Here is a 20427-nt window from a genome sequence, read left to right as displayed (position 1 = left end):
CAGGCCGGTTTTTTTATGCGTATGTGACCATGCTTACGTGCGTGGCAAGGTCACGCCATGCTGGCCCTGGTACTTGCCACCACGGTCTTTGTAGCTGGTCTCGCAAGGTTCATTGCCCTGCAGGAACAGCACCTGTGCGCAGCCTTCACCGGCATAAATCTTGGCAGGCAGCGGTGTGGTGTTGGAGAACTCCAGCGTCACATAGCCTTCCCACTCAGGCTCGAATGGCGTCACGTTCACGATGATACCGCAGCGCGCGTAAGTGGATTTGCCCAGGCAGACGGTCAGCACATCGCGGGGGATACGGAAGTACTCGACCGTGCGCGCCAGCGCAAAGCTGTTGGGCGGAATGATGCAGGAGTCACCCTCGAAATCGACAAAACTCTTTTCGTCGAAGTTCTTGGGATCCACCACGGTGCTGTGGATGTTGGTAAACACCTTGAACTCGCGTGCGCAGCGGATGTCGTAGCCGTAGCTGGAAGTGCCGTAGCTGATGATTTTCTTGCCATCGGCTTCGCGGATCTGGCCGGGTTCAAACGGCTCGATCATGCCGTGCTGCTCCGCCATGGTGCGGATCCATTTGTCGCTCATGATGCTCATGGAGATATCCTGTTCGGTGAATTTTTTATAGCTGGCTGCGCTTCATGCATGAGCGCAATAGCCCTATTTTGCTTGAGAGACAATGGTTTGCTCAATCAAGCGGTCATCTCCGAGCACGATCATGGCAAAAAGCAGCTCATCGAGCGACTGCGCCTGCTGTGTTTTGCGTGCCAGCAACGGGGTGCCAGCGGGGTTGATGACCACGAAATCGGCCTCGCACCCCGGTTGCAGATTGCCCACCACGCCCTCCAGCCCCAGCGCCTTGGCTGCACCGGCGGTGTGCTGCCACCACAAATGGACAGGTTTCAAGCTCAGGCCCTGTTTGCTGTGTTGCTCGCGCCCCACCACGTAGGCAGCCTGCATGGTGCGAAATGGCGAAAAACTCATGCCACCGCCCACATCACTGGCCAACCCGTACATAAAGCCAACGGCATCGGCCTGGATGTAGTCAAAGTAGCCGCTGGACAGGAACAGGTTGCTGGTCGGGCTGATGGCAGCAGCGGTGTGGGTCTCGCGCAGCAAAGCGCGGTCGGTGGCGTCCAGCCAGATGCAGTGCGCATATACCGCACGCTCACGCATCAGGCCAAAGCGCTGGTACACATCGAGGTAGCTGCGCGCCTCGGGGTACAGCTCGCGCACCCAGCGGATTTCATCAAGGTTCTCAGACACATGCGAGTGCACCCATACGTCGCTGTACTTGGCGGCCAACGCACCGGCACCCTTCAGTTGTTCGGGTGAACTGGTCGGTGCAAAACGTGGGGTGATGGCGTAGCCCAAGCGGTCTACACCGTGCCAGCGCTGAATCAGCGCTTCGGTATCGATCAGGCCCTGCTCGGTATCGTCGCGCACGCCGTCGGGGCTGTGGCGGTCTTGCAGCACCTTGCCCGCCATCATGCGCATGCCGCGTGCTTGCGAGGCGGCCATGATGGCATCCACCGATGTGGGGTGCGAGGTGGCAAACGTCAGCGATGTGGTCACGCCGTTGCGCAGCAGCTCATCCAGAAAGAATTCCGCCACGCTGTCGGCGTAGGCACGGTCATGAAACCGCGCCTCGTGCGGGAAGGTGTAGTTCTCCAGCCAAGGCAGCAGCCCATCGGCCGGTGCGCCAATCACATCGGTTTGGGGGTAGTGGATGTGCATGTCCACAAAGCCCGGCGCAATCAGCTTGCCAGGCAGGTGCTGCACCTGCGCATCAGGCCGTGCAGCGTATTCCGCCTGCAAGGCCTGCCAGCTACCCGCCGCCAGCACACGCTCCTGGCCCTGCGCATCCGGGGCGACGGCCAGCAGGCCATCGCTGTCATACAGGGCGCTGCCGTCCTGGTCAAAGCGGAGCAAGGCGCTGCGGTAGATCTTCAAGGGCATGGGCACTCCACGGTGGCAAACATTTCAGTAGCAGCTTGCGCTGGATGGGACGCTGTTTCTCGCATAAAACATGCCAAAACCTAACCATGACCAGTGCAAGGCGCTCCTGATTTTCCGGGCTCAGGGGTGCATGCGGCCTACGTATTTACCGCCTGTGCAGGCTTACTTTGTACTGCCAATCACGCCATCCACCAACCAGTCCATGCGCAGCAGCTGGGCATCGCTGGGCTGTGTACCCTTGGCAATCCGCAACTGCCCCCGGTTATCACGAATGTCGCCCTGCACCGCCCGAAACGGCTGCAGTCGCCCTGCGGCCATATCAGCCTGGCGCGCCAGCACCTCCGCGCGCACGGCAGCAGGCATCTGGGGGCCAAATTGGCCCACACGCACCATGCCTTCTTTCACGCCGCCCCAGGTGTCGCCCGGCTTCCAGCTACCGTTGTGCACCGCCTTGGCACGTGCAGTGTAGTAATCGCCCCAGTGGTGGGTGATGGCCATCAGCTGCGCATCAGACCCGTCCTTGCGCATGTCCGAGTGGTAGGCCACAGCCATCTTGCCGCGCTCTTGCGCCGCCGCCATCACCGCCGTGCTGGCGACCTGGAAAGACAGCACATCGGCGCCCTGGTCCATCAGACTCATGGCGGCCTCGCGCTCCATGGCCGGGTCAAACCAGGTGTTGAGCCACACCACTTTGACCTGCGCCTGGAGGTTAACGCTGCGCATGCCCAAGGTGAAGGCATTCACGCCCTGCACCACTTCGGGAATGGGAAAGCCCGCCACAAAGCCGGCTACACCGCTGCGGCTCACGCGCCCGGCGGCAATGCCTGACAGATAGCGCCCCTCGTAGTAGCGCGCATTCGCAGTGGCTACATTGGCGGCTTGCTTATAGCCCGTGATGTGCTCGAACTTGACGCCCGGGAAGTCCTTGGCCACACGCAGCGTGGGCTCCATATAACCAAAGCTGGTGGTAAAGATCAGCTGGTTGCCCTGCTGGGCCAGATCGCGAATCACGCGCTCTGCGTCCGGCCCCTCGGGCACGTTCTCCACCGCCGTGGTCTGCACCGAACTGCCCAGGTCACGCTGCAGCTGCTGGCGGCCCTCTTCGTGCTGGCGCGTCCAGCCCGCATACAGCACCGGCGTGACATACACAAAAGCGGCTTTGAGCGGCGTGGGGGTGGAGTGGGAAGACGGTGTCTGCTTGGCCGCAGACTGCGCGAAGGCGGGGGCTGAAAAAGGTACGACGGCGCAAGCGGCCACGAGCGTGGCTGCGAGGTTTTTGTACATGGTGTTCCTCTACATGGCTCCAAATTTGAATCATCACCAAGCGCTGGAGCAATGCGGCAAAGCGAAGCGGCGGATTCTAGCGCCAGAAGCCAACCATGGTGGCGTTCGGATTAACCAGACTGGGGTCGCCACTGCGCGCGCCTACGATGGCTGACCCCACCCTGGAACTGCCCTATGCCCTTGTTTGTTGATACATCCCCACCCGGCTACTGCATTTTTTGCAAGATCGCGGCGGGTGAAATACCCGCAGCCAAGGTGTACGAAGATGCCCTGACCGTGGCCTTTATGGACATTGGCCAGGTCAACCCCGGCCATGTGCTGGTGGCCAGCAAACGCCATGCCGTGACGCTGCTGGAGCTCACGCCCGAGGAAGCGGCCGCCGTGATGCAGACCGCGCAGCGGATCGCCCACGCGGCGCAGCAGGCTTTTGCGCCCGATGGCATCACCCTCTTTCAGGCCAACGGGGCCGCAGGCGGGCAAACCGTTTTCCACTTTCACCTGCATGTGCTGCCCCGCCACGAGAACGACGGCATGGCACTGACATGGCCCCGCAAAGAGCCCCCCGTGCAGCTGCTGCAAGGCTATGCCGAGCAGCTGACAGCGGCGATGCAGCCCGCCGTATAGCTTCAAAAATAAGAGCTTGTAGCGCTTGAAAAACAAAGGGTTGAGATAGTTATCTATCTCAACCCTTTTCTACATCAGCGCTAGCCGCTCTGTTTTTTAAGCTTTCTGCGCAAAACCTGCAAAGCTTTCATCCAGCTGCTGCACCCAATCGGCTTTTTGCGCGTCGGTGGCAAAGGCCGCTTCCAGGCTGTTGCGCGCCAGCTGGTACGCTTCTTTGGCGCCCATGCCCGTCGCAGCAAAGACTTGCAGATAGTTCTCGTTGACGTAGCCACCAAAATAGGCCGGATCGTCCGAGTTGACGGTCACATTCAGGCCCGCCGCCAGCAGGCGCGGCAGATTGTGCTCGCGCAAATCAGGGAAGACACACAGCTTCTGGTTGGACAGCGGGCACACCGTCAACGGCATGCGCGTGCGCGCCAGGCGCAGCATCAGGTCCAGGTCTTTTTCGGACTGCACACCATGATCGATGCGCTCTACCTTCAAGGCGTTCAACGCGCCCCAGACATAGGCCGGCGGCCCCTCTTCCCCGGCATGGGCCACCAGGTGCAAACCCAAGGCCTTGCACCGGGCAAACACGCGCTCGAACTTCTCGGGCGGGTTGCCCTGCTCCGAGCTGTCTAGGCCAATGCCGATGAAATGCTCGCGGTAAGGCAGCGCTGCTTCCAACGCAGAAAAAGCGGCTTCTTCGCTTAAATGGCGCAAAAAACTGAGGATCAGTACTGCGCTGATCCCCCACTTCAGCTGTGCCTCCTGGCAGGCACGCGCCAGGCCGTGGATCACCGTGGCCATGGGTACGCCGCGCTCGGTGTGGGTCTGCGGGTCAAAAAAGATTTCTGCACGCACCACGTGGTCGGCCGCAGCACGCGCCAGATAGGCCATGGCCATGTCATAGAAGTCCTGCTCCTGCAACAAAACACTGGCACCGGCGTAGTAGATTTCCAGAAAGCTCTGCAGATCGGTGAACGCGTAGGCACTGCGCAATGCCTCCACGCTGTCGTATTTCAGCGCTACGCCATTGCGCCGGGCCAGCGCGAAGATCAGCTCGGGCTCCAGAGAGCCTTCGATGTGCATATGCAACTCGGCCTTGGGCATGGTGCGCAACAACTCGGGCAGCTGTGCGGCAGAGATGTGCTGGGCCGCGGAAGGAATGGCGTAGGTCATCACGTCAACAAACTCCGAAAGTGACGCCGCTGGTTTTCAGGTAACGGCGGTAAGCAGCCGACATGCGGTCGGCCGATGAATGCAGCTCGGCACGCGGGTCCAGCGGCAACTCTTGGGGCCACTGAGATTCCAGCACCGGCTGATCCTGCGTGAAGATAGTGTGCTGGAAGGCTTGCAGCGTGTCATCCGTGGATTCAAAGTCTGCCACGGCCAGGCGGAACCACACCCTGCAGCTGGTGGGCGTGACCGGGCAGATGAACAGCGCAATGGATTCGTGCCAGCCTTGCTTGCTACCTTCTTCGGGAATCTTGGTCAGCAATGCCGTGTACGGCGCCGTGACTTCGTAGGTGTAGTGCACCTGTGCAGGCTTGGTGGAGTGCAGATTGGACTGCGGCTGCACGGCCTGGCAATTGGTCGCCCGAACGCCGGTTGGCGTGTTCTCCACGGTGTAGGGGGACATCTCTGCCGTGTCGCGGCTGCCCAGCCAGCCTTCGTGCACAAAGCCAAAGTGCGACATGTCCAGAAAGTTCTCGATCGTGCGCGGGCCGCTGGCCTGCACGTCGTAGGGGCCGCAATTGACCTTGCGCAGATGCGCATCGGCCTCTGCGGCGAAGGCTGGCAGCGCCACATCGGCGGCCTCCAGCTGCACCCAGATCAGACCATAAGCCTGCTGCACGCCAAACGACTTCACACAGTGCTGTGGCGGCGGCGTGAAACCAGGCACCGCAGGCACTTTGACGCACTGGCCACTGGCCGCAAATTGCCAGCCGTGGTAGGGGCACTCGAGGTGGCCTTCATGCACACGGCCCAGAGAAAACCGGGTGCCGCGGTGCGGGCAGCGGTCAACAAACGCTTTGGCCATTCCCTCGGCATCGCGCCACAACACCAAATCTTCACCCAGCAGGCGGACGGCAACGGGGCGGTCTGTCACATCAGAGATCAGGGCGACGGGGTGCCACTGGCTTTTTTCCATCATGGGCGTGGGGCTCACAGTTGTATTCATGGGCCGTATCTTTCCAAAGAAAAGGGCTGCCCATGGGCAGCCCTTGCAATAACCGAACCATGCACAGGCTCGTCGTGCCTGGCTTACTTGCCTGGCACCTTGCCTTCCACGCCCTTGACGTAGAAGTTAACGCCCGACAGGAAGGCATCGTCCGCAACAGCATCTGCCGCCAGAATTTCCTTGCCGTCATTGCCAGCAATCGGGCCCTTCCAGATCTGGAAGGTGCCGGCCTTCAGACCAGACTTGACTTCTTCCAACTTGGCTTTCAGCTCAGCAGGCACATCGTCAGCCACCGACACCAGGTCGATCGCACCTTCCTTCACACCCCACCAGCTGCTGCCAGTGGTCCATGTGCCTTCCAGCACGTCCTTGACCGCCTTGGAGTAGTAAGGCTGCCAGTTGATGATGGAAGAGCCCAGGTGTGCCTTGGGGCCGTAAGCGGTCATGTCCGAATCCCAACCGAAGGCGCGTGCGCCCTTTTCTTCAGCGGTCTTGAGCACGGCGGGAGAGTCGGTGTTTTGGAACAGCACGTCTGCGCCGCCGTTGATCAAGCTGGTAGCGGCTTCTGTTTCCTTGGGTGGGCTGAACCACTCGTTCACCCAGACCACCTTGGTCGAGATGTTGGGGTTCACGGACTGGGCACCCAGTGTGAAGGAGTTGATGTTGCGGATCACTTCAGGGATTGGCACCGAAGCCACGATACCCAGCGTGTTGGACTTGGTCATGCCGCCAGCAATCACGCCAGCCATGTAGGCACCTTCGTAGGTACGGCTGTCGTAAGTGCGCACGTTCTCGGCTGTCTTGTAGCCGGTGGCGTGTTCAAACTTCACGTCCTTGAAATCAGGCGCAATTTTCTGCAGCGAATCCATGTAGCCAAAGGTCGTGCCGAAAATCAGCTTGTTGCCCTGACCTGCCATGTCGCGCAGCACGCGTTCTGCATCTGGGCCTTCTGGCACGCTCTCTACGTAGGAGGTGACGATCTTGTCGCCAAACTCTTCCTGGATTTTCTTGCGTGCGGTGTCGTGTGCAAACGACCACCCGCCATCACCCACAGGGCCCACATAGGCAAAAGCCACCTTCAAAGGCTCTGCCTTGGCGGGCGCTTCGGCCACAGCAGGCGCTGGTGCGGCTGCTGCGGGTTCATCCTTCTTGCCACACGCAGCCAAGGCGGTGATGGTCAGCGCCGAAACGGCAGCCAGTTTGAACATGGAACGTTTGTTCAGATCAGTCATGGATCATCCTTATGGATCGGGGAATAGGCAAACCACTGCAGCAACACCTGCGACCAGCTTTGCGCCAGTGTTCAAGCAACCGCGGCCAAGGCCGTGATGGTTGCACAAAACCGGCGTCTTTTTACAAAACAGCACCATTCTGGTGTTGCAGTTTTCACAAACGGCGATTCACACCCGCAGCGGCACCCGGCGTTGCATGCCTGCCCAATCGCAAGATGTATGCCATTGCGCACGCACAGCTTGTATACAGCAGCCCTGTGCCGCCGACAAAAAAAGGCCTCCGTTGAAAGGAGGCCTTTGGCAGCAAATGACAGGTGCGGCAAGCACATCTGCCAAGACTGGTGTGCAGTCTTACTTGTTGGCGCCAGGCACGGTGCCTTCCACGCCATCCACGTAGAACTTGATGCTGGTGATGAACGGCATGTCTGCCACTTCACCATCGGCCAGCAACTGCTTGCCCGTGTTGTCCTTGAGCGGGCCCTTCCAGATCTGGAAAGTGCCGTCCTTGAGGCCTTGGCGCACTTGCTCGACCTTGTCCTTGATCGCTTGAGGCACTTCATCCGAGATCTTCACCAGATCCATTGCACCTTCCTTGACGCCCCACCAGAAGTTCTGGCCGTTTTCGACCTTGCCATCCAGCGCATCTTGCACCACCTTGGTGTAGTAAGGCGCCCAGTTGATCACAGCCGAGCCCAGGTGCGCCTTGGGTGCATAGGCGCTCATGTCGCCATCCTTACCAAAGGCATAAGCACCACGCTCTTCGGCCGTCTTCAACACGGCAGGCGAGTTGGTGTTCTGGTACATCACATCCACACCGCCATTGATCAGGCTGGTGGCCGCTTCTGCTTCTTGCGGAGGGCTGAACCAGGAGTTCACCCACACCACCTTGGCCTTGATCGAAGGATCCACGCTTTGTGCACCCAGCACAAAGGAGTTGATGTTGCGTACCACTTCAGGGATTGGCACCGAAGCCACAACGCCCACGGTCTTGGTCTTGGTCATGGCGCCCGCCACGATGCCGGCCATGTAAGCACCTTCAAAGGTCTTGGCATCGTAAGTTGCGCTGTTGGGGGCTTGCTTGTAGCCCGTGGCGTGCTGGAAATTCACGTTCGGCAGCTCAGGCGCCACCTTCTGCACGTACTCTTGGTAGCCAAAGCTGGTCGCAAAAATCAGCTTGCTGCCCTGTGCAGCCATATCACGCATCACGCGCTCAGAGTCCGGGCCTTCGGCCACGCTCTCAACGAAAGAAGTCTCGATCTTGTCACCGAACTTCTCTTGCACGGCCTTGCGGCCCAGCTCGTGCTGGTAAGTCCAGCCACCATCACCAATGGGGCTGACATACACAAAACCGACCTTAAGGGGGTCAGCCTTGGCAGGCGCTGCTGCCGGTGCTGGTGCAGCGGGTGCCGCTTCTTCCTTCTTACCGCAAGCAGCGAGAGTGGCAACGGTGATGGCCGACAGGGCCACCATCTTCAGCACGGTGCGTTTGTGCAGCTGAGACATGAGTTTTTCCTCGACATGGATGTAAAAAAAGGCGGGCCCGGAAAGCCCGCCTTGCACGTGTGCATCCGGCACCGAATGCACGGTGTCTGGTTGTATGACTCTTTTACGAGCCTGGGTAGAAGGGCTTTCCCAGCGAAGCCGGCATATTCGCACGAATCCAGGCGGGATTGCGCGAAATCAGCACCAAAACGATGATCGTCGCTACGTACGGCAGCATGCTCAGCAACTGGCTGGCAATGTGCACCCCCGAAGCTTGCAGGTGGAACTGCAGCATGGTCACGCCACCGAACAAATAAGCCCCCAGGAGAATGCGCGTCGGGCGCCATGTGGCAAAGGTAGTCAGCGCCAGTGCAATCCAGCCGCGACCGGCCACCATGCCTTCCACCCACAAAGGCGTGTAGACCGTCGACACATAAGCACCCGCTAAGCCGCACAGCGCGCCACCGGCCATCACCGCACCCAGGCGAATCATGCGGACGTTGTAGCCCAGCGCGTGCGCCGACTCAGGCGACTCACCCACCGAGCGCAGCACCAAGCCAGCACGGGTACGGTAGAGGAAATACACCAGCAGCGCGGCAATGATGATGGCACCGTACACCAAGGGATGGTGACGGAACAGCGCAGGCCCCACCACGGGAAGGTCCGCCAGGAAAGGAATGTCGTACTTGGGCGACTCGGGCATCTTGGCCTGCACGTAGTTCAAGCCGGCAAACGCCGAGAAGCCACCGCCAAACAGGCTCAGTGCCAGGCCCGTCGCCGACTGATTGGTATTCAGCCAGATCACCAGCACGCCAAAAATGGCTGCCAACAAAGCCCCGGCGCCCATACCCGCCAGAAAGCCCAGCCAGGTGCTGCCCGTGTGCACCACGGTGACAAAACCTGCCAGCGCCGCGCACAACATCATGCCTTCAGCACCAAGGTTGATCACACCGGCTTTTTCGTTGATCAGCAGGCCCAAAGCCGCCAATGCCAGCACCGTCCCCGCACTCAGCGTCGAGGCAAACAGCAATGCGTATGCATCCATTACTGCGCTCCCTTCACTGCAGATTTGGTGGCCACACGGCGCACGCGGTAAGCAATCAAAGTGTCACAGGCCAGCAGCGTAAACAGCAGCAGCCCCTGGAACACCCCGGTCAAAGATTTCGGCAAACCCAGACGCGATTGCGCTAGCTCACCACCGATATAGAACATGCTCATCAAAATTGCCGAGAAAACCATGCCCACGGGGTGCAAACGCCCCACAAAAGCCACGATGATGGCTGCGAAACCATAGCCTGCAGGCACATAAGGCGTCAGCTGGCCAATGGGGCCTGCGACTTCCAGCGCCCCGGCCAGACCCGCTGCGCCGCCCGAAATCAGCAGTGCTGTCCACAGTGCACGGCGCGACGAGAAGCCCGCATAACGTGCAGCAGCAGGAGCCATGCCCCCCACTTGCTGGGCAAAGCCCGCCTTGGTGCGGAACAGAAAAATCCACAGCGCTGCAGCACCTGCCAGCGCCAGCAGCGTGCCGATATGCACACGGGTACCTGCAATCAGCTTGGGAATCTGCGTGACGCTCTCAAACGTCTTGGACTGCGGGAAGTTGTAGCCCATGGGATCTTTCCAAGGGCCATAGACCAGATAACCCAGCACCAGCGTACCGACGTACACCAGCATCAGGCTCACCAGAATTTCGTTGGCGTTGAATCTGTCCCGCAAGAAGGCCACGATACCCGCCCAAAACATGCCGCCCAGCACACCCGCCAGCAAAATGGCGGGGATGATCCAGGGGCCCGTATTCTGGTCCGCCAGCAAAGCAACGCCGCCAGCGGCTACGGCACCAATCACAAACTGACCTTCGGCGCCGATATTCCAGATGTTGGAGCGAAAACACACCGACAAGCCCAGCGCAATCAGCAGCAAAGGCGTGGCTTTCATCACCAGCTCACCCAGGGCATAGCTGGTCTTGATGGGTTCCCAGAAGAAGGCCTGCAGACCCTTGACCGGGTCTTTGCCCAGTGCAATGAACAGGACCACACCAATGGCCACCGTAATCAGCAGGGCCAGAATCGGCGCGCCATAGGTCCAGAACTTGGAGACCTGAGGACGGGGTTCAAGCTTAAACATGCTGCGCACCTCCCTGATCCGCTTCCACCTGGGCCAGGTGCTGCTGCACATCGGCATTCCACAAACCACTCATCCACTCACCCACCAGTTGCAAGCTTGCATCGGCTCGCGGCAGCGACGGGCTCAGTTGCCCCTTGGCCACCACGTGCAGACGGTCACTGATTTCAAACAATTCGTCCAGCTCTTCGCTGAGAACCAGCACTGCGCAACCGGCGTCACGCAAGGCCAGAATCTCGCCGCGAATCTGCGCCGCAGCGCCCACATCCACACCCCATGTGGGTTGAGAGACGATCAGCAGCGTGGGCTTGGCATCAATCTCGCGGCCCACAATGAACTTTTGCAGGTTGCCGCCAGACAGCGATTTGGCCGGAGCATTCGGGCCACCGGCTTTCACTCCAAAGCGTCGAATGATGTCGGCCGCATGTGCCTCCAGCTTTTTGACACTCAGCCAGCCGCCCTTGCCCACAGCGTCATCGCGTGTGAGCAGCATGTTGTGCGCCAGACCCATCGTGGGCACGGCACCGCGTCCCAGACGTTCTTCCGGCACAAAGTGCAGACCCAGGGCGCGGCGCTGCTTGGGATTCAAGCGACCAGCGGCTCGGCCGACCACCTCAATCATGGCGGGCTCGGCGCGGGTATCTTCACCCGACAGCGCATACAGCAGCTCCTGCTGGCCATTGCCCGACACACCGGCAATACCCACCACTTCACCGGCACGCACCTCAAAACGCATGTCGATCAGGTCAACGCCAAACTGGTCTTGCTTTTTCAGCGTCAGGCCGTTGACGTGCAGCACGGTGGCACCGGTTTGCACTGCGCGGTATTGCAGCGCCGGTGGCTCCGCACCAATCATCAGGCGCGACAGCGACGCATTGGTCTCCTCCTGCGGGTTGCAATACCCCGTGACCTTGCCGCCGCGCAGCACGGTACAGGCGGTGCACAGCTCACGGATTTCGTGCAGCTTGTGGCTGATGTACAAGATGGAGCATCCTTCCGACGCCAGCTGCTTGAGCACCACAAACAGTTTCTCAACCGCCTGAGGGGTCAGCACGGAAGTGGGCTCGTCCAAGATCAGCACGCGCGGGTCGGTCAGCAGCGCACGGATGATTTCCACGCGCTGCATCTCGCCGACAGACAAGGTATGTACCGGGCGCGAGGGATCAATGTCCATGCCGTACTCAGCACCCTTGGATGCAATGCGCGCCGTCACTTCGACCAGCGACATGCTTTTGTCCAGACCCAGCCAGACGTTTTCAGCCACGGTGAGCGTGTCAAACAAGCTGAAGTGCTGGAACACCATGGCAATACCCAGCTGGCGTGCTTCTTGGGGGTTGCGGATGTTGACGGGCTGGCCATCAAAAAGCACCTGGCCTTCATCAGGCTTGACCGTGCCGTAGATGATCTTCATCAGCGTGGACTTGCCTGCGCCGTTCTCACCCAGCACAGCGTGCACTTCACCGGGTTGCACGGTCAGCGAGACCCCGTCATTGGCCACCACGGCCGGGTATCGCTTGGTAATGCCCACCAGCTGCAAGCGCGGCGCAGCAGCGCCGGGCATGGGGATGGATTGAGGGGAATTCATGTGAGAGATTCTCTCAGTTTCAAAGAAAAACTTGTGAATAAAAACTGCTTATCTGCAGGTTTGACGTGGGCTACAAGCTACATATTTCATAGCTGCATAGCGGTATTCTTTACGGCTTCACGCAACCAAATACCAGCACTGGAATGGTGCGTGCGGTCATGCCACAGCTGGTAGTAACGCATCTGTGGCAGTGGCACGGGCGGGGACAAAATTGCCAGCGGCAGCTGCGCGGCATAACGCTCGCAGAACTGCCGGCCGGTGGTCAGCACTAGCAAGCTCGATGCCACCATCTGCGGCATCAGGCCAAAGTGGGCACAGCGCACAGCAATGTGGCGGCGCAGGCCCTGGGCGGTCAGCGCATCATCGATCACGCCCTTGGCTCCGGGGTGTGTCGGCATAGGGGCAATGTGCTCCGTGTTCAGCCAGTCTTCGGCCGTCCAGCCGCGGCGCACGGCCGGGTGGCTGTTATTGACCAGGCACACCGTGTCGTCAGCAAACAGCTGCGCCATGCGCAGCTCTGCCGGCGGCTGGGGCCAGTTGCCAATCACCACATCGACATCGCCCTGGGCCAGCTGGCCGCTGTAGTCCACGTCATGGCTCAGGGCCATGATTTCCACCGTGCACAGGGGGGCGTGCTTCTTCAGGTAGGCAACCAGCTTGGGCAGGAACTGCGGGTCCAGGTAATCGCTGGCGGCAATGCGGAAGGTGCGCTGCGCACTGCGTGGATCGAATGCGCGCGCCTCGGTGAACAGGTTTTCAGCCGCCTGCAAGATGGCGGCGGAAGGCTCAAGCATGCGCAGCGCGGCATCGGTGGGCTGCATGCCACTGCCCGAGCGCACCAAAATAGGGTCCCCCGACAAATCACGCAGGCGCTTGAGCGCCGTAGAAACCGCCGGCTGGTGCATGCCCAGGCGCACCGCTGCACGCGAGACGCTGCGTTCGGCAATCACCGTGTGCAGCACGCGAATCAGGTGCAGATCGATTTTTTCGAAAGGCGTGGTTTCTCGCATGAAAGAAATAAGGGCCGCGATTGCGACCCAGTATGCCAAGGCAACATTGCCCCAATGGGCAGGGATTATTCGGGGATCAATGCTGTTGCACGGCTTCACCCGTTAGCGCAGCTTCATCCAACCTGGCCTGCCAGTACGCCAGTCGGGCGTTGTGGCGGGCCATGATGGCCGTATCGATCGCAACTTTGTGGGTGTCGGAATAGTCTTCCAGCTCATCCACCAGATTCAGCATCTTGCGTTCCATCTGCGACATTTTGTCCATCAAGGCATCTTCCGCGGTCGACTCCGTGCGCAAGGGGTTGGCCAGTACAGCCAGCAACTTGCTGTTTTTGCTCGGGTCGGTGGTCCCCAGGGCACGGCATGCGCTGTCGTACTCGGCACGCAGACTGTTGAACTCTTCCATCCGCTCATTGAAGCCTTCGCTCAGCACCAGCTTGAGCTGAGCTTCGGCTTGCAAATAAGCGGCATGGCAGCGCTGCACCTCACCTTCACGCTGCAGACGCTCGCTGCGCGTGCGCGGGCCTTCGATGCGAAACAGCATCGCAAAGATCAGCACGGCCGCCGCGCCATACCACAGCAACCAGTCTGTCGGGACGTGAAAGCCCCCCCAAGCCAGTGCTGCCGTACCCGCCCATGCGCCCATGTATATCGACTGGCTCTCCCAGCGCACCTCACGCGGCACGGGGATAGGGGCCAGTTTGACCAAGGCGTGGAACTGCGTGGGCTCTTTGACCTTGGGGGCCTGGAGCTTGGCAACGCGCTCGGACACTTCGTCGATATGAAACTCAGGAAGCTCGGCGACAGGCGCAGCAGGTACAGACCAGAACTTGAGGGAACTTGTGGCACGTCGCAAGAAGTTAGAAAAGCTCATGTTGCGGCGAAAGATCCAGGAAGACGGGGCTGCGAGTTTAACAATCACAAGCTGTATCAAAGAGCGATCCAGCTTGCACGGAATTTGCTTACAGAACTTGTATACAGATGACAGCCATCGGTGTGCACCTACATGGGTGTCGACCTTATTGCTGTAAACGCATGAACTGCATACAGAAGTCTATATGCCATCGTGAAATCCGAGTGGCTTAATCGTCAAAACACCGCCAGAACGCAAGCTTATGTCCTCACGACCTCTTCACTTCCTGCGCCGCGGTCAGCCCGTGACGCTGCACGATATCCCCCCCGATCGCACCCTGCTGGAGGTACTGCGCGAAGACTTGCATTGCACCGGCACCAAGGAAGGTTGTGGCGAAGGCGACTGCGGTGCCTGCACCGTGGTGCTGGGTGAGCGCGTGCTGGACACGCAAGGCCAGCCGCAGCTGCACTACAAGGCTATCAACAGCTGCATCCGGCTGGCCCACTCGATCGACGGCATGGCGCTGTGGACGGTGGAAGACCTGACGCAAGACCCTGATATCAAGCTGCCCCAGGGCCAAACCCTGCACCCCGTACAGGAAGCGCTGGTGCAGTGCCACGGCACGCAATGCGGTTTTTGCACCCCTGGTTTTGTGATGAGCATGTTTGGCATCTACCAAAACCATGCCTGCGGCAGCCAGCTCGATCGCCAGGGCGCACAAGAGGCGCTGTCCGGCAATCTGTGCCGCTGTACCGGCTACCGCCCCATTCTGGAGGCCGTGCAACACATGGCCACCCTGCCTGCCGCTACCGTGGACGCACCAGAGGTCTTGCAAAAACTAGAGCAGCTAGCGCTTACCAAACCTAGCGCTGAAGACAAAAACACCTACGAACGACCAGACAGCCTGCGCGCGCTGCTACAACTTCGTGCAGCGCACCCGCAAGCGCAAGTCGTGGCCGGTTGCACCGATGTGGGCCTGTGGGTGACCAAACAGCACAAGCGTTTTGCGCACGTGATCGACGTCACCGCCGCGCAGGAGCTGCAAACCATTGACGTGCAAGCGGGCAACCTGCGCATCGGCGCCGCAGCCACGCTGGAAAACGCCTTTGCCGCTTTGCAAGCCCATTGGCCCCAGCTGCATGCCTTTGCGGCCCGCTTTGCCGGCCTGCCCGTGCGCAACAGCGGCACGCTGGGCGGCAATGTGGCCAACGGCTCGCCGATTGGCGATTCCATGCCGCTGCTGATCGCGCTGAACGCCCAGGTCGTGCTGGCCAGCGTGCGCGGTGAACGCAGCCTGCCGCTGGAAAAGCTCTACACCGGCTACCGCCAGAACGTGATCGCCCAGGACGAGCTGGTCATTCGCATCGATATTCCCCTGCCCGCCGCCGCTGGCAGCGCCACGCCCCATCTGCGTGCCTACAAGATCAGCAAACGCCAGGATGACGATATTTCCGCTGTCTGCCTGGTCATCCAGCTGCACGTGGACAACGGCCTGGTCACCCAGGCCCGCATTGGCGCTGGCGGTGTGGCCGCCACACCGGCCCGTGCCGTACGCACCGAGGCGGCGCTGATCGGTCAACCCTGGAACGCCAGCACCGTGCAAGCCGCTGCCGCTGCCCTGCAGGCGGAATTCACCCCCATCTCCGACATGCGCGCCAGTGGCAGCTACCGCCAGCATGTGCTGGGCAGCCTGATGCAGCGCTTTTGGATGGAAAGCCAGGGCCAGCCTGGCGCATCGCTGCAAGACATCCGCATGGAGGTGGTCGCATGAACAAGGCCCTCCCCATCACCGCCACCCTGCACAGCGGCGTGGTCGGCCAGTCCAACACCCACGAAAGCGCCCACGCGCAAGTGCTCGGCGCCGCCCCTTATCTGGATGACCTGCCCGAGCTGCGCGGCACGCTGTATGCGGCGCCCATCCTCTCGACCGTCGCCCACGGCACGCTGCATGGCGTGGACAGCACTGTGGCACTGGCCATGCCCGGCGTGCACGGCGTGGTGCTGGCCGCCGACATTCCGGGCGATCCGATCCTGGCCGCCTTCGGCCATGACGAACCAATTTTTGCGCTGGACAAGGTCTGGCACGTGGGCCAGGTCATCGGCCTGGTCGTGGCCGACAGCGTGATGGCCGCACGCCGCGCCGCGCGCAAAATAACCGCCGACATTACCCCACTCCCTGCGGTGATGGACACCCAGACCGCCATCGCCCAGCAAAGCTTTGTGCTGCCGCCCGTGCATGTGCAGCGCGGCGACGCCGATGCAGGCTTGGCCCGTGCCGCGCACCGCCTGCAAGGTACGCTGGAGGTGGGCGGGCAAGAACACTTCTACCTGGAAGGCCAGATTGCCTATGTGATACCGGCGGAGCAAAACCAGTGGATCGTGCACTCCAGCACCCAGCACCCCGGTGAAGTGCAGGAATGGGTGGCCCACGCCCTGGGCATTGGCGCGCATGCCGTCACCGTGCAGTGCCGCCGCATGGGCGGAGGCTTTGGTGGCAAGGAAACACAGGCCGGGCACCTGGCCGTGTGGTCGGCCCTGGCCGCGCGCAAGTTCGGCTGCCCCATCAAACTGCGGTTGGATCGCGACGATGACTTCATGGTCACCGGCAAGCGCCACCCGTTTGACTACCAGTGGGACGTGGGTTTTGACGACAGCGGCCTGATCACCGGGCTGAAGCTGCAGATGGCGGCGCACTGCGGCTTCAGCGCCGACCTGTCCGGCCCTGTGGCCGACCGTGCCATCTTCCACACCGACAACGCTTACTTTCTGTCGGATGTGAGCATCACCTCCTACCGCTGCAAGCTCAACACCCAGAGCCACACCGCCTTCCGCGGCTTTGGCGGGCCACAGGGCGTGATCGTGATTGAAACCATCATGGGCGATATTGCGCACACGCTGGGGCTGGACCCACTGACCGTGCGCCGCCGCAATTACTACGATGCCGATCTGCAGTCGGGCCGCGCCGTCACCCACTACCAGATGACAGTGGAAGACAACATCCTGCTGCCCATGACGCAAAAGTTAGAGCAGGATGCGCACTACCAGCAAAGGCTAGCGGCCATTTCGGCTTGGAATTCCCAAAACACCGTGCTGCAGCGCGGCCTGGCGATGACCCCGGTCAAATTCGGCATCAGCTTTACCGCCACCCTATTCAACCAGGCGGGCGCGCTGGTGCATGTCTACACCGACGGCAGCGTGCAAGTGAACCACGGCGGCACCGAAATGGGCCAGGGCCTGAACACCAAGGTGGCCCAGATCGTGGCCGATGAACTGGGCGTGCCCCTGGCACAGGTGCAGGTGACAGCCAGCGACACCAGCAAAGTGCCCAACGCCAGCGCCACAGCAGCCAGCAGCGGCACCGACCTGAATGGCCGCGCCGCCCAGTACGCCGCGCAAAAGGTACGCAGCAACCTGGCCGCCTTTGTGGCGGGCCTGGACAACTGCGGGGCTGGTGCAGTCACTTTCTCGGGCGGGAAAATTCACACGCCCAACGGCTCGCGCGACTTCAACACCGTGGTCAAAGAAGCCTACGCCAACCGCATCCAGCTGTGGAGCGACGGCTTCTACCGCACGCCCAAAATCCACTACGACAAGACCACGCTCTCCGGGCGCCCGTTCTACTACTTCGCCTACGGCCTGGCCTGTACCGAAGTAGCGATCGACACGCTCACGGGCGAGTCCAAGGTGCTGGCGATTGATGTGCTCTACGACGCGGGCAAAAGCATCAACCCGGCGATTGACATCGGCCAGGTCGAAGGCGGCTTTGTACAGGGCATGGGTTGGCTGACCACCGAGCAACTGGTGTGGAACGACAAGGGCGTGCTCACCACCCACGCCCCCAGCACCTACAAGATTCCGGCCACGGGCGACATTCCCGAGCACTTCAAGGTGCAGCTGTTTGAGCAACCCAACCGGGAAGACAACGTGGGCGGCAGCAAGGCCGTGGGCGAGCCGCCTTTCATGCTGGCCATCAGCGTGTACGAAGCCCTGCGACACGCCATTGCCAGCGCACGGGCACAGCAAGGCCAAAGCGGTGTGGTGCAGCTGCAGGCCCCGGCCACCGCCGAGCACGTGCTGCAGGCACTGCAGCGCTAAGCTTCCAAGGTCGGGTGGGCCGAGATCTGCCCGACCGCCACCTGGCAGCGCCCGCGCCGCTTGGCCTCATAGCAGGCCATGTCGGCCGCGCGCAAAGCCTGCTCGGGCGTGTGTCGCTGCGCATCGACCGCCACCACACCCACACTGATGCTGACCCAGTGGCGCTCGCCGCCCCAGCTGGGCTGCCAGCGCCATACGGCATCGCACAGCGCCTGGCCCACGCCCTGGGCATGCGCCAGGCTGATGCCCGGCAGCAGCACGGCAAACTCATCCCCCCCCAACCGCGCCACATTGCCCAGCGGCTGGGTGTAGCTGGCAATCAAGCGCCCCACATGACGCAGCATCTTGTTGCCCATATCGCGCGAGGTGGTCTCATTCATCATGCCCAGATGGTCCAAATCGGCGAACAGCAAGCAGCCCTGTGAGGGCACACGCTGCGGCGCCCCCGCCAGCGGTTTGTCGGGCTGCATGCTGTCAGACACCCAGGACTGCATGCCCCACATAAAGGCTTCGCGGCTGGGCATGCCCGTCAAGGCATCGCGCCAGACGGATTCCTCATCCGGCAGGGGCATGGCACGCCGCTGGCGCCAGGGCATCTGCAAACGCCAGACGGTGGCAGACGACAACTGCGACGGTGTCCACGCCAACGCCTCTACCTGCACCAGATCCCCATCTTTTTTGCGCAGGTGCAGCACGCCCTCAAAGCTGCCCAGGTCCACCAGCGTGTGCCGCACCTCCGCCAAAGCAGCCTCACTTTCGAACAGCTGCTCCATGGTGGGCTGCTCGGTATCGGCCCCAAAGTAGCCCAGCATGACCGCCACCTGCGGCGTGGCCAGCGTCACCCGCCCCTCGTGCTCCAGCAACATGGCTGACGGCACGGCTTCAAACATGGCCATGGCCCCGGCTTGCAGCGACAGGCGCTGGGCATAGTCCAGCTCTCCCGCCGCTTCGACACCATCGTCCAACGGTGGTGCATTCTCCCGGGCCGCCAGCTGCGCGCGCGTGGGCCAGGGTGCCAGCCAGCCCCACAACAGCCAGGCAGCCAGCAGCGTCAGCAGCACCACGCCCCCCACCAGCACAGCCCATGTCTGCAGTGGCAGGCCTTGCTTCATCCAGAAATCGGCCGAGGTATCGCGCAGCACCAGCACCTGCCATTGCGGCAAAGGCAAGCCGACCCGGCTGGCCAGCACATCGCCCCACTGCTGGGTGTCGGCATTCGCTGCCGAGGGGTTGGACAGCGCCTGCCACTGCGCCCAATGCGCTCCCACCACGCGCTGAATCGGCTGGCCGCGCTGCGTCTCATCCGAATGCGCCAGCACCCAGCCGTCGGCATCCAGCAGCATGTATTGCAACTGGTGTGTGGAGACAGGCACCTCCGGCATCAAGGCAGCCAGTGGCAGCTTGACCATGGCCGCCAGCGCACCAGACACACGCCCATCCTCTTGCCGCATGGGCACGCTCAGCAGCACGCGCAGGTGCAGGTTGTCCTCTCCACTGGAGACGTGCGTAATCAGTGGCTTGCCCTCTGCAATGGTGCGGCGCAGGGCATCCAGCCCCGGGGAATCAATGTCGGTGATGGCACCCACCGCACCGTGGTGGCTGATGACGCCCGATGGCAGCGCCACATGCAGACTGTCAAACAGACGCAGCATGGAGCCGTCTTGCTGCATCAGCGCATCCAGCACCGCTGGTTTGTCGAGCAAACTGGTGTGCATGCCCTGGGCCACCGAGGTCAGCAGACGCTGGTGCGCCTCCAGACGGGCGGTCAGCATGCGGGCCCACAAATCCGCCTCAATGGTCTGGTGCGCCGCCAGGTGCGCCTGCGTGCGCGCATCGAACACCCGCACCAGGCAGAACGCACACAGCAGCATGGCGGCCAGCACCAGGGCAACCAGCACACACAAAGCCATGCGCAAGCCACTCCAGCTGGACGCAGGAGCAGCAGGTGCCAACGCGGGTGTGCTGTGGTTGGGCAGGTTCACGCCCCACTATAGGCATGCCTGAGCGCGCCGAAA

General features: G+C 61.5%; 16 protein-coding genes. 3 read left to right on the top strand and 13 right to left on the bottom strand.

Features of this window, described 5'->3' with window-relative positions:
• Positions 1 to 33: 33 nt before the first annotated feature.
• From dcd to AC27VO_RS03820, 3 genes are all read right to left on the bottom strand, one after another.
• Entirely contained in the window at positions 34 to 600 is a 567-nt protein-coding gene (dcd, locus tag AC27VO_RS03830) for a dCTP deaminase (protein WP_488665358.1), read from the bottom strand.
• 63 nt (positions 601 to 663) lie between these two features.
• Positions 664 to 1956: a guanine deaminase gene (gene guaD / locus AC27VO_RS03825; protein ID WP_488665541.1), complete on the bottom strand. Its 1293-nt coding sequence runs from the start codon at positions 1954 to 1956 to the stop codon at positions 664 to 666.
• A gap of 168 nt (positions 1957 to 2124) precedes the next feature.
• On the bottom strand, positions 2125 to 3246 hold the full coding sequence (locus AC27VO_RS03820) for a BMP family ABC transporter substrate-binding protein (RefSeq protein WP_488665357.1): 1122 nt from the start codon (positions 3244 to 3246) through the stop codon (positions 2125 to 2127).
• A 174-nt stretch (positions 3247 to 3420) separates the two neighbouring features.
• Here AC27VO_RS03820 and AC27VO_RS03815 point away from each other — a divergent pair, with 174 nt between their 5' ends.
• Positions 3421 to 3870: an HIT family protein gene (locus AC27VO_RS03815; protein ID WP_488665356.1), complete on the top strand. Its 450-nt coding sequence runs from the start codon at positions 3421 to 3423 to the stop codon at positions 3868 to 3870.
• A 96-nt stretch (positions 3871 to 3966) separates the two neighbouring features.
• Here AC27VO_RS03815 and AC27VO_RS03810 read toward each other — a convergent pair whose 3' ends face one another.
• The 9 genes from AC27VO_RS03810 to AC27VO_RS03770 all read right to left on the bottom strand — a co-directional run bounded on the left by AC27VO_RS03810 (position 3967) and on the right by AC27VO_RS03770 (position 14338).
• Entirely contained in the window at positions 3967 to 5031 is a 1065-nt protein-coding gene (locus AC27VO_RS03810; protein WP_488665540.1) for an adenosine deaminase, read from the bottom strand.
• A 4-nt stretch (positions 5032 to 5035) separates the two neighbouring features.
• On the bottom strand, positions 5036 to 6007 hold the full coding sequence (locus AC27VO_RS03805) for an aromatic ring-hydroxylating dioxygenase subunit alpha (RefSeq protein WP_488665539.1): 972 nt from the start codon (positions 6005 to 6007) through the stop codon (positions 5036 to 5038).
• Between the two features lie 110 nt (positions 6008 to 6117).
• Positions 6118 to 7266, bottom strand: a complete 1149-nt coding sequence (locus AC27VO_RS03800; protein ID WP_488665355.1) for a BMP family ABC transporter substrate-binding protein — start codon at positions 7264 to 7266, stop codon at positions 6118 to 6120.
• Between the two features lie 351 nt (positions 7267 to 7617).
• Entirely contained in the window at positions 7618 to 8769 is a 1152-nt protein-coding gene (locus AC27VO_RS03795) for a BMP family ABC transporter substrate-binding protein (protein ID WP_488665354.1), read from the bottom strand.
• Positions 8770 to 8872: 103 nt separating this feature from the next.
• Complete coding sequence (locus AC27VO_RS03790; protein ID WP_488665353.1) at positions 8873 to 9793, bottom strand: ABC transporter permease; 921 nt, start codon at positions 9791 to 9793, stop codon at positions 8873 to 8875.
• Positions 9793 to 10875, bottom strand: a complete 1083-nt coding sequence (locus AC27VO_RS03785; protein ID WP_488665352.1) for an ABC transporter permease — start codon at positions 10873 to 10875, stop codon at positions 9793 to 9795. Before AC27VO_RS03785 ends, AC27VO_RS03790 begins: the two co-directional genes overlap by 1 nt.
• Positions 10868 to 12457: an ABC transporter ATP-binding protein gene (locus AC27VO_RS03780; RefSeq protein ID WP_488665351.1), complete on the bottom strand. Its 1590-nt coding sequence runs from the start codon at positions 12455 to 12457 to the stop codon at positions 10868 to 10870. Before AC27VO_RS03780 ends, AC27VO_RS03785 begins: the two co-directional genes overlap by 8 nt.
• A gap of 86 nt (positions 12458 to 12543) precedes the next feature.
• Entirely contained in the window at positions 12544 to 13467 is a 924-nt protein-coding gene (locus AC27VO_RS03775; RefSeq protein ID WP_488665350.1) for a LysR family transcriptional regulator, read from the bottom strand.
• A gap of 76 nt (positions 13468 to 13543) precedes the next feature.
• A complete protein-coding gene (locus AC27VO_RS03770; protein WP_488665349.1) occupies positions 13544 to 14338 on the bottom strand; it encodes a hypothetical protein in 795 nt (264 codons plus the stop codon).
• A gap of 241 nt (positions 14339 to 14579) precedes the next feature.
• On the opposite strand from AC27VO_RS03770, the gene xdhA reads away from it, so the two are divergent.
• Together xdhA and xdhB are read left to right on the top strand one after the other, a co-directional pair.
• Positions 14580 to 16088 (top strand): xanthine dehydrogenase small subunit, encoded by a 1509-nt coding sequence (gene xdhA, locus AC27VO_RS03765; protein ID WP_488665348.1) that lies wholly within the window; start codon positions 14580 to 14582, stop codon positions 16086 to 16088.
• Complete coding sequence (gene xdhB, locus AC27VO_RS03760) at positions 16085 to 18412, top strand: xanthine dehydrogenase molybdopterin binding subunit (protein ID WP_488665347.1); 2328 nt, start codon at positions 16085 to 16087, stop codon at positions 18410 to 18412. The genes xdhA and xdhB overlap by 4 nt, the downstream gene beginning before the upstream one ends.
• Here the strand turns inward: xdhB and AC27VO_RS03755 are convergent.
• Positions 18409 to 20394 carry a sensor domain-containing diguanylate cyclase gene (locus AC27VO_RS03755; protein ID WP_488665346.1) on the bottom strand — a complete coding sequence of 662 codons (1986 nt, stop codon included), beginning with the start codon at positions 20392 to 20394 and terminating at the stop codon, positions 18409 to 18411. The genes xdhB and AC27VO_RS03755 overlap by 4 nt on opposite strands.
• Positions 20395 to 20427 lie beyond the last annotated feature (33 nt).

It is taken from the genome of Comamonas sp. 14P8.1.4 (genome assembly GCF_057799285.1).
Note: the sequence above shows the minus strand (reverse complement) of the source record. Positions and strands in the feature narration are given on the sequence as shown.

Excerpts from the sequence above, each read along its gene's own strand:
- dcd (WP_488665358.1), bottom strand. The coding sequence starts at position 600 with ATGAGCATCATGAGCGACAAATGGATCCGCACCATGGCGGAGCAGCAC.
- AC27VO_RS03810 (WP_488665540.1), bottom strand. The coding sequence starts at position 5,031 with ATGACCTACGCCATTCCTTCCGCGGCCCAGCACATCTCTGCCGCACAG.
- AC27VO_RS03790 (WP_488665353.1), bottom strand. The coding sequence starts at position 9,793 with ATGGATGCATACGCATTGCTGTTTGCCTCGACGCTGAGTGCGGGGACG.
- AC27VO_RS03795 (WP_488665354.1), bottom strand. The coding sequence starts at position 8,769 with ATGTCTCAGCTGCACAAACGCACCGTGCTGAAGATGGTGGCCCTGTCG.
- AC27VO_RS03815 (WP_488665356.1), top strand. The coding sequence starts at position 3,421 with ATGCCCTTGTTTGTTGATACATCCCCACCCGGCTACTGCATTTTTTGC.
- AC27VO_RS03800 (WP_488665355.1), bottom strand. The coding sequence starts at position 7,266 with ATGACTGATCTGAACAAACGTTCCATGTTCAAACTGGCTGCCGTTTCG.
- AC27VO_RS03820 (WP_488665357.1), bottom strand. The coding sequence starts at position 3,246 with ATGTACAAAAACCTCGCAGCCACGCTCGTGGCCGCTTGCGCCGTCGTA.
- AC27VO_RS03785 (WP_488665352.1), bottom strand. The coding sequence starts at position 10,875 with ATGTTTAAGCTTGAACCCCGTCCTCAGGTCTCCAAGTTCTGGACCTAT.
- xdhA (WP_488665348.1), top strand. The coding sequence starts at position 14,580 with ATGTCCTCACGACCTCTTCACTTCCTGCGCCGCGGTCAGCCCGTGACG.
- AC27VO_RS03775 (WP_488665350.1), bottom strand. The coding sequence starts at position 13,467 with ATGCGAGAAACCACGCCTTTCGAAAAAATCGATCTGCACCTGATTCGC.
- xdhB (WP_488665347.1), top strand. The coding sequence starts at position 16,085 with ATGAACAAGGCCCTCCCCATCACCGCCACCCTGCACAGCGGCGTGGTC.
- AC27VO_RS03770 (WP_488665349.1), bottom strand. The coding sequence starts at position 14,338 with ATGAGCTTTTCTAACTTCTTGCGACGTGCCACAAGTTCCCTCAAGTTC.
- AC27VO_RS03805 (WP_488665539.1), bottom strand. The coding sequence starts at position 6,007 with ATGATGGAAAAAAGCCAGTGGCACCCCGTCGCCCTGATCTCTGATGTG.
- AC27VO_RS03780 (WP_488665351.1), bottom strand. The coding sequence starts at position 12,457 with ATGAATTCCCCTCAATCCATCCCCATGCCCGGCGCTGCTGCGCCGCGC.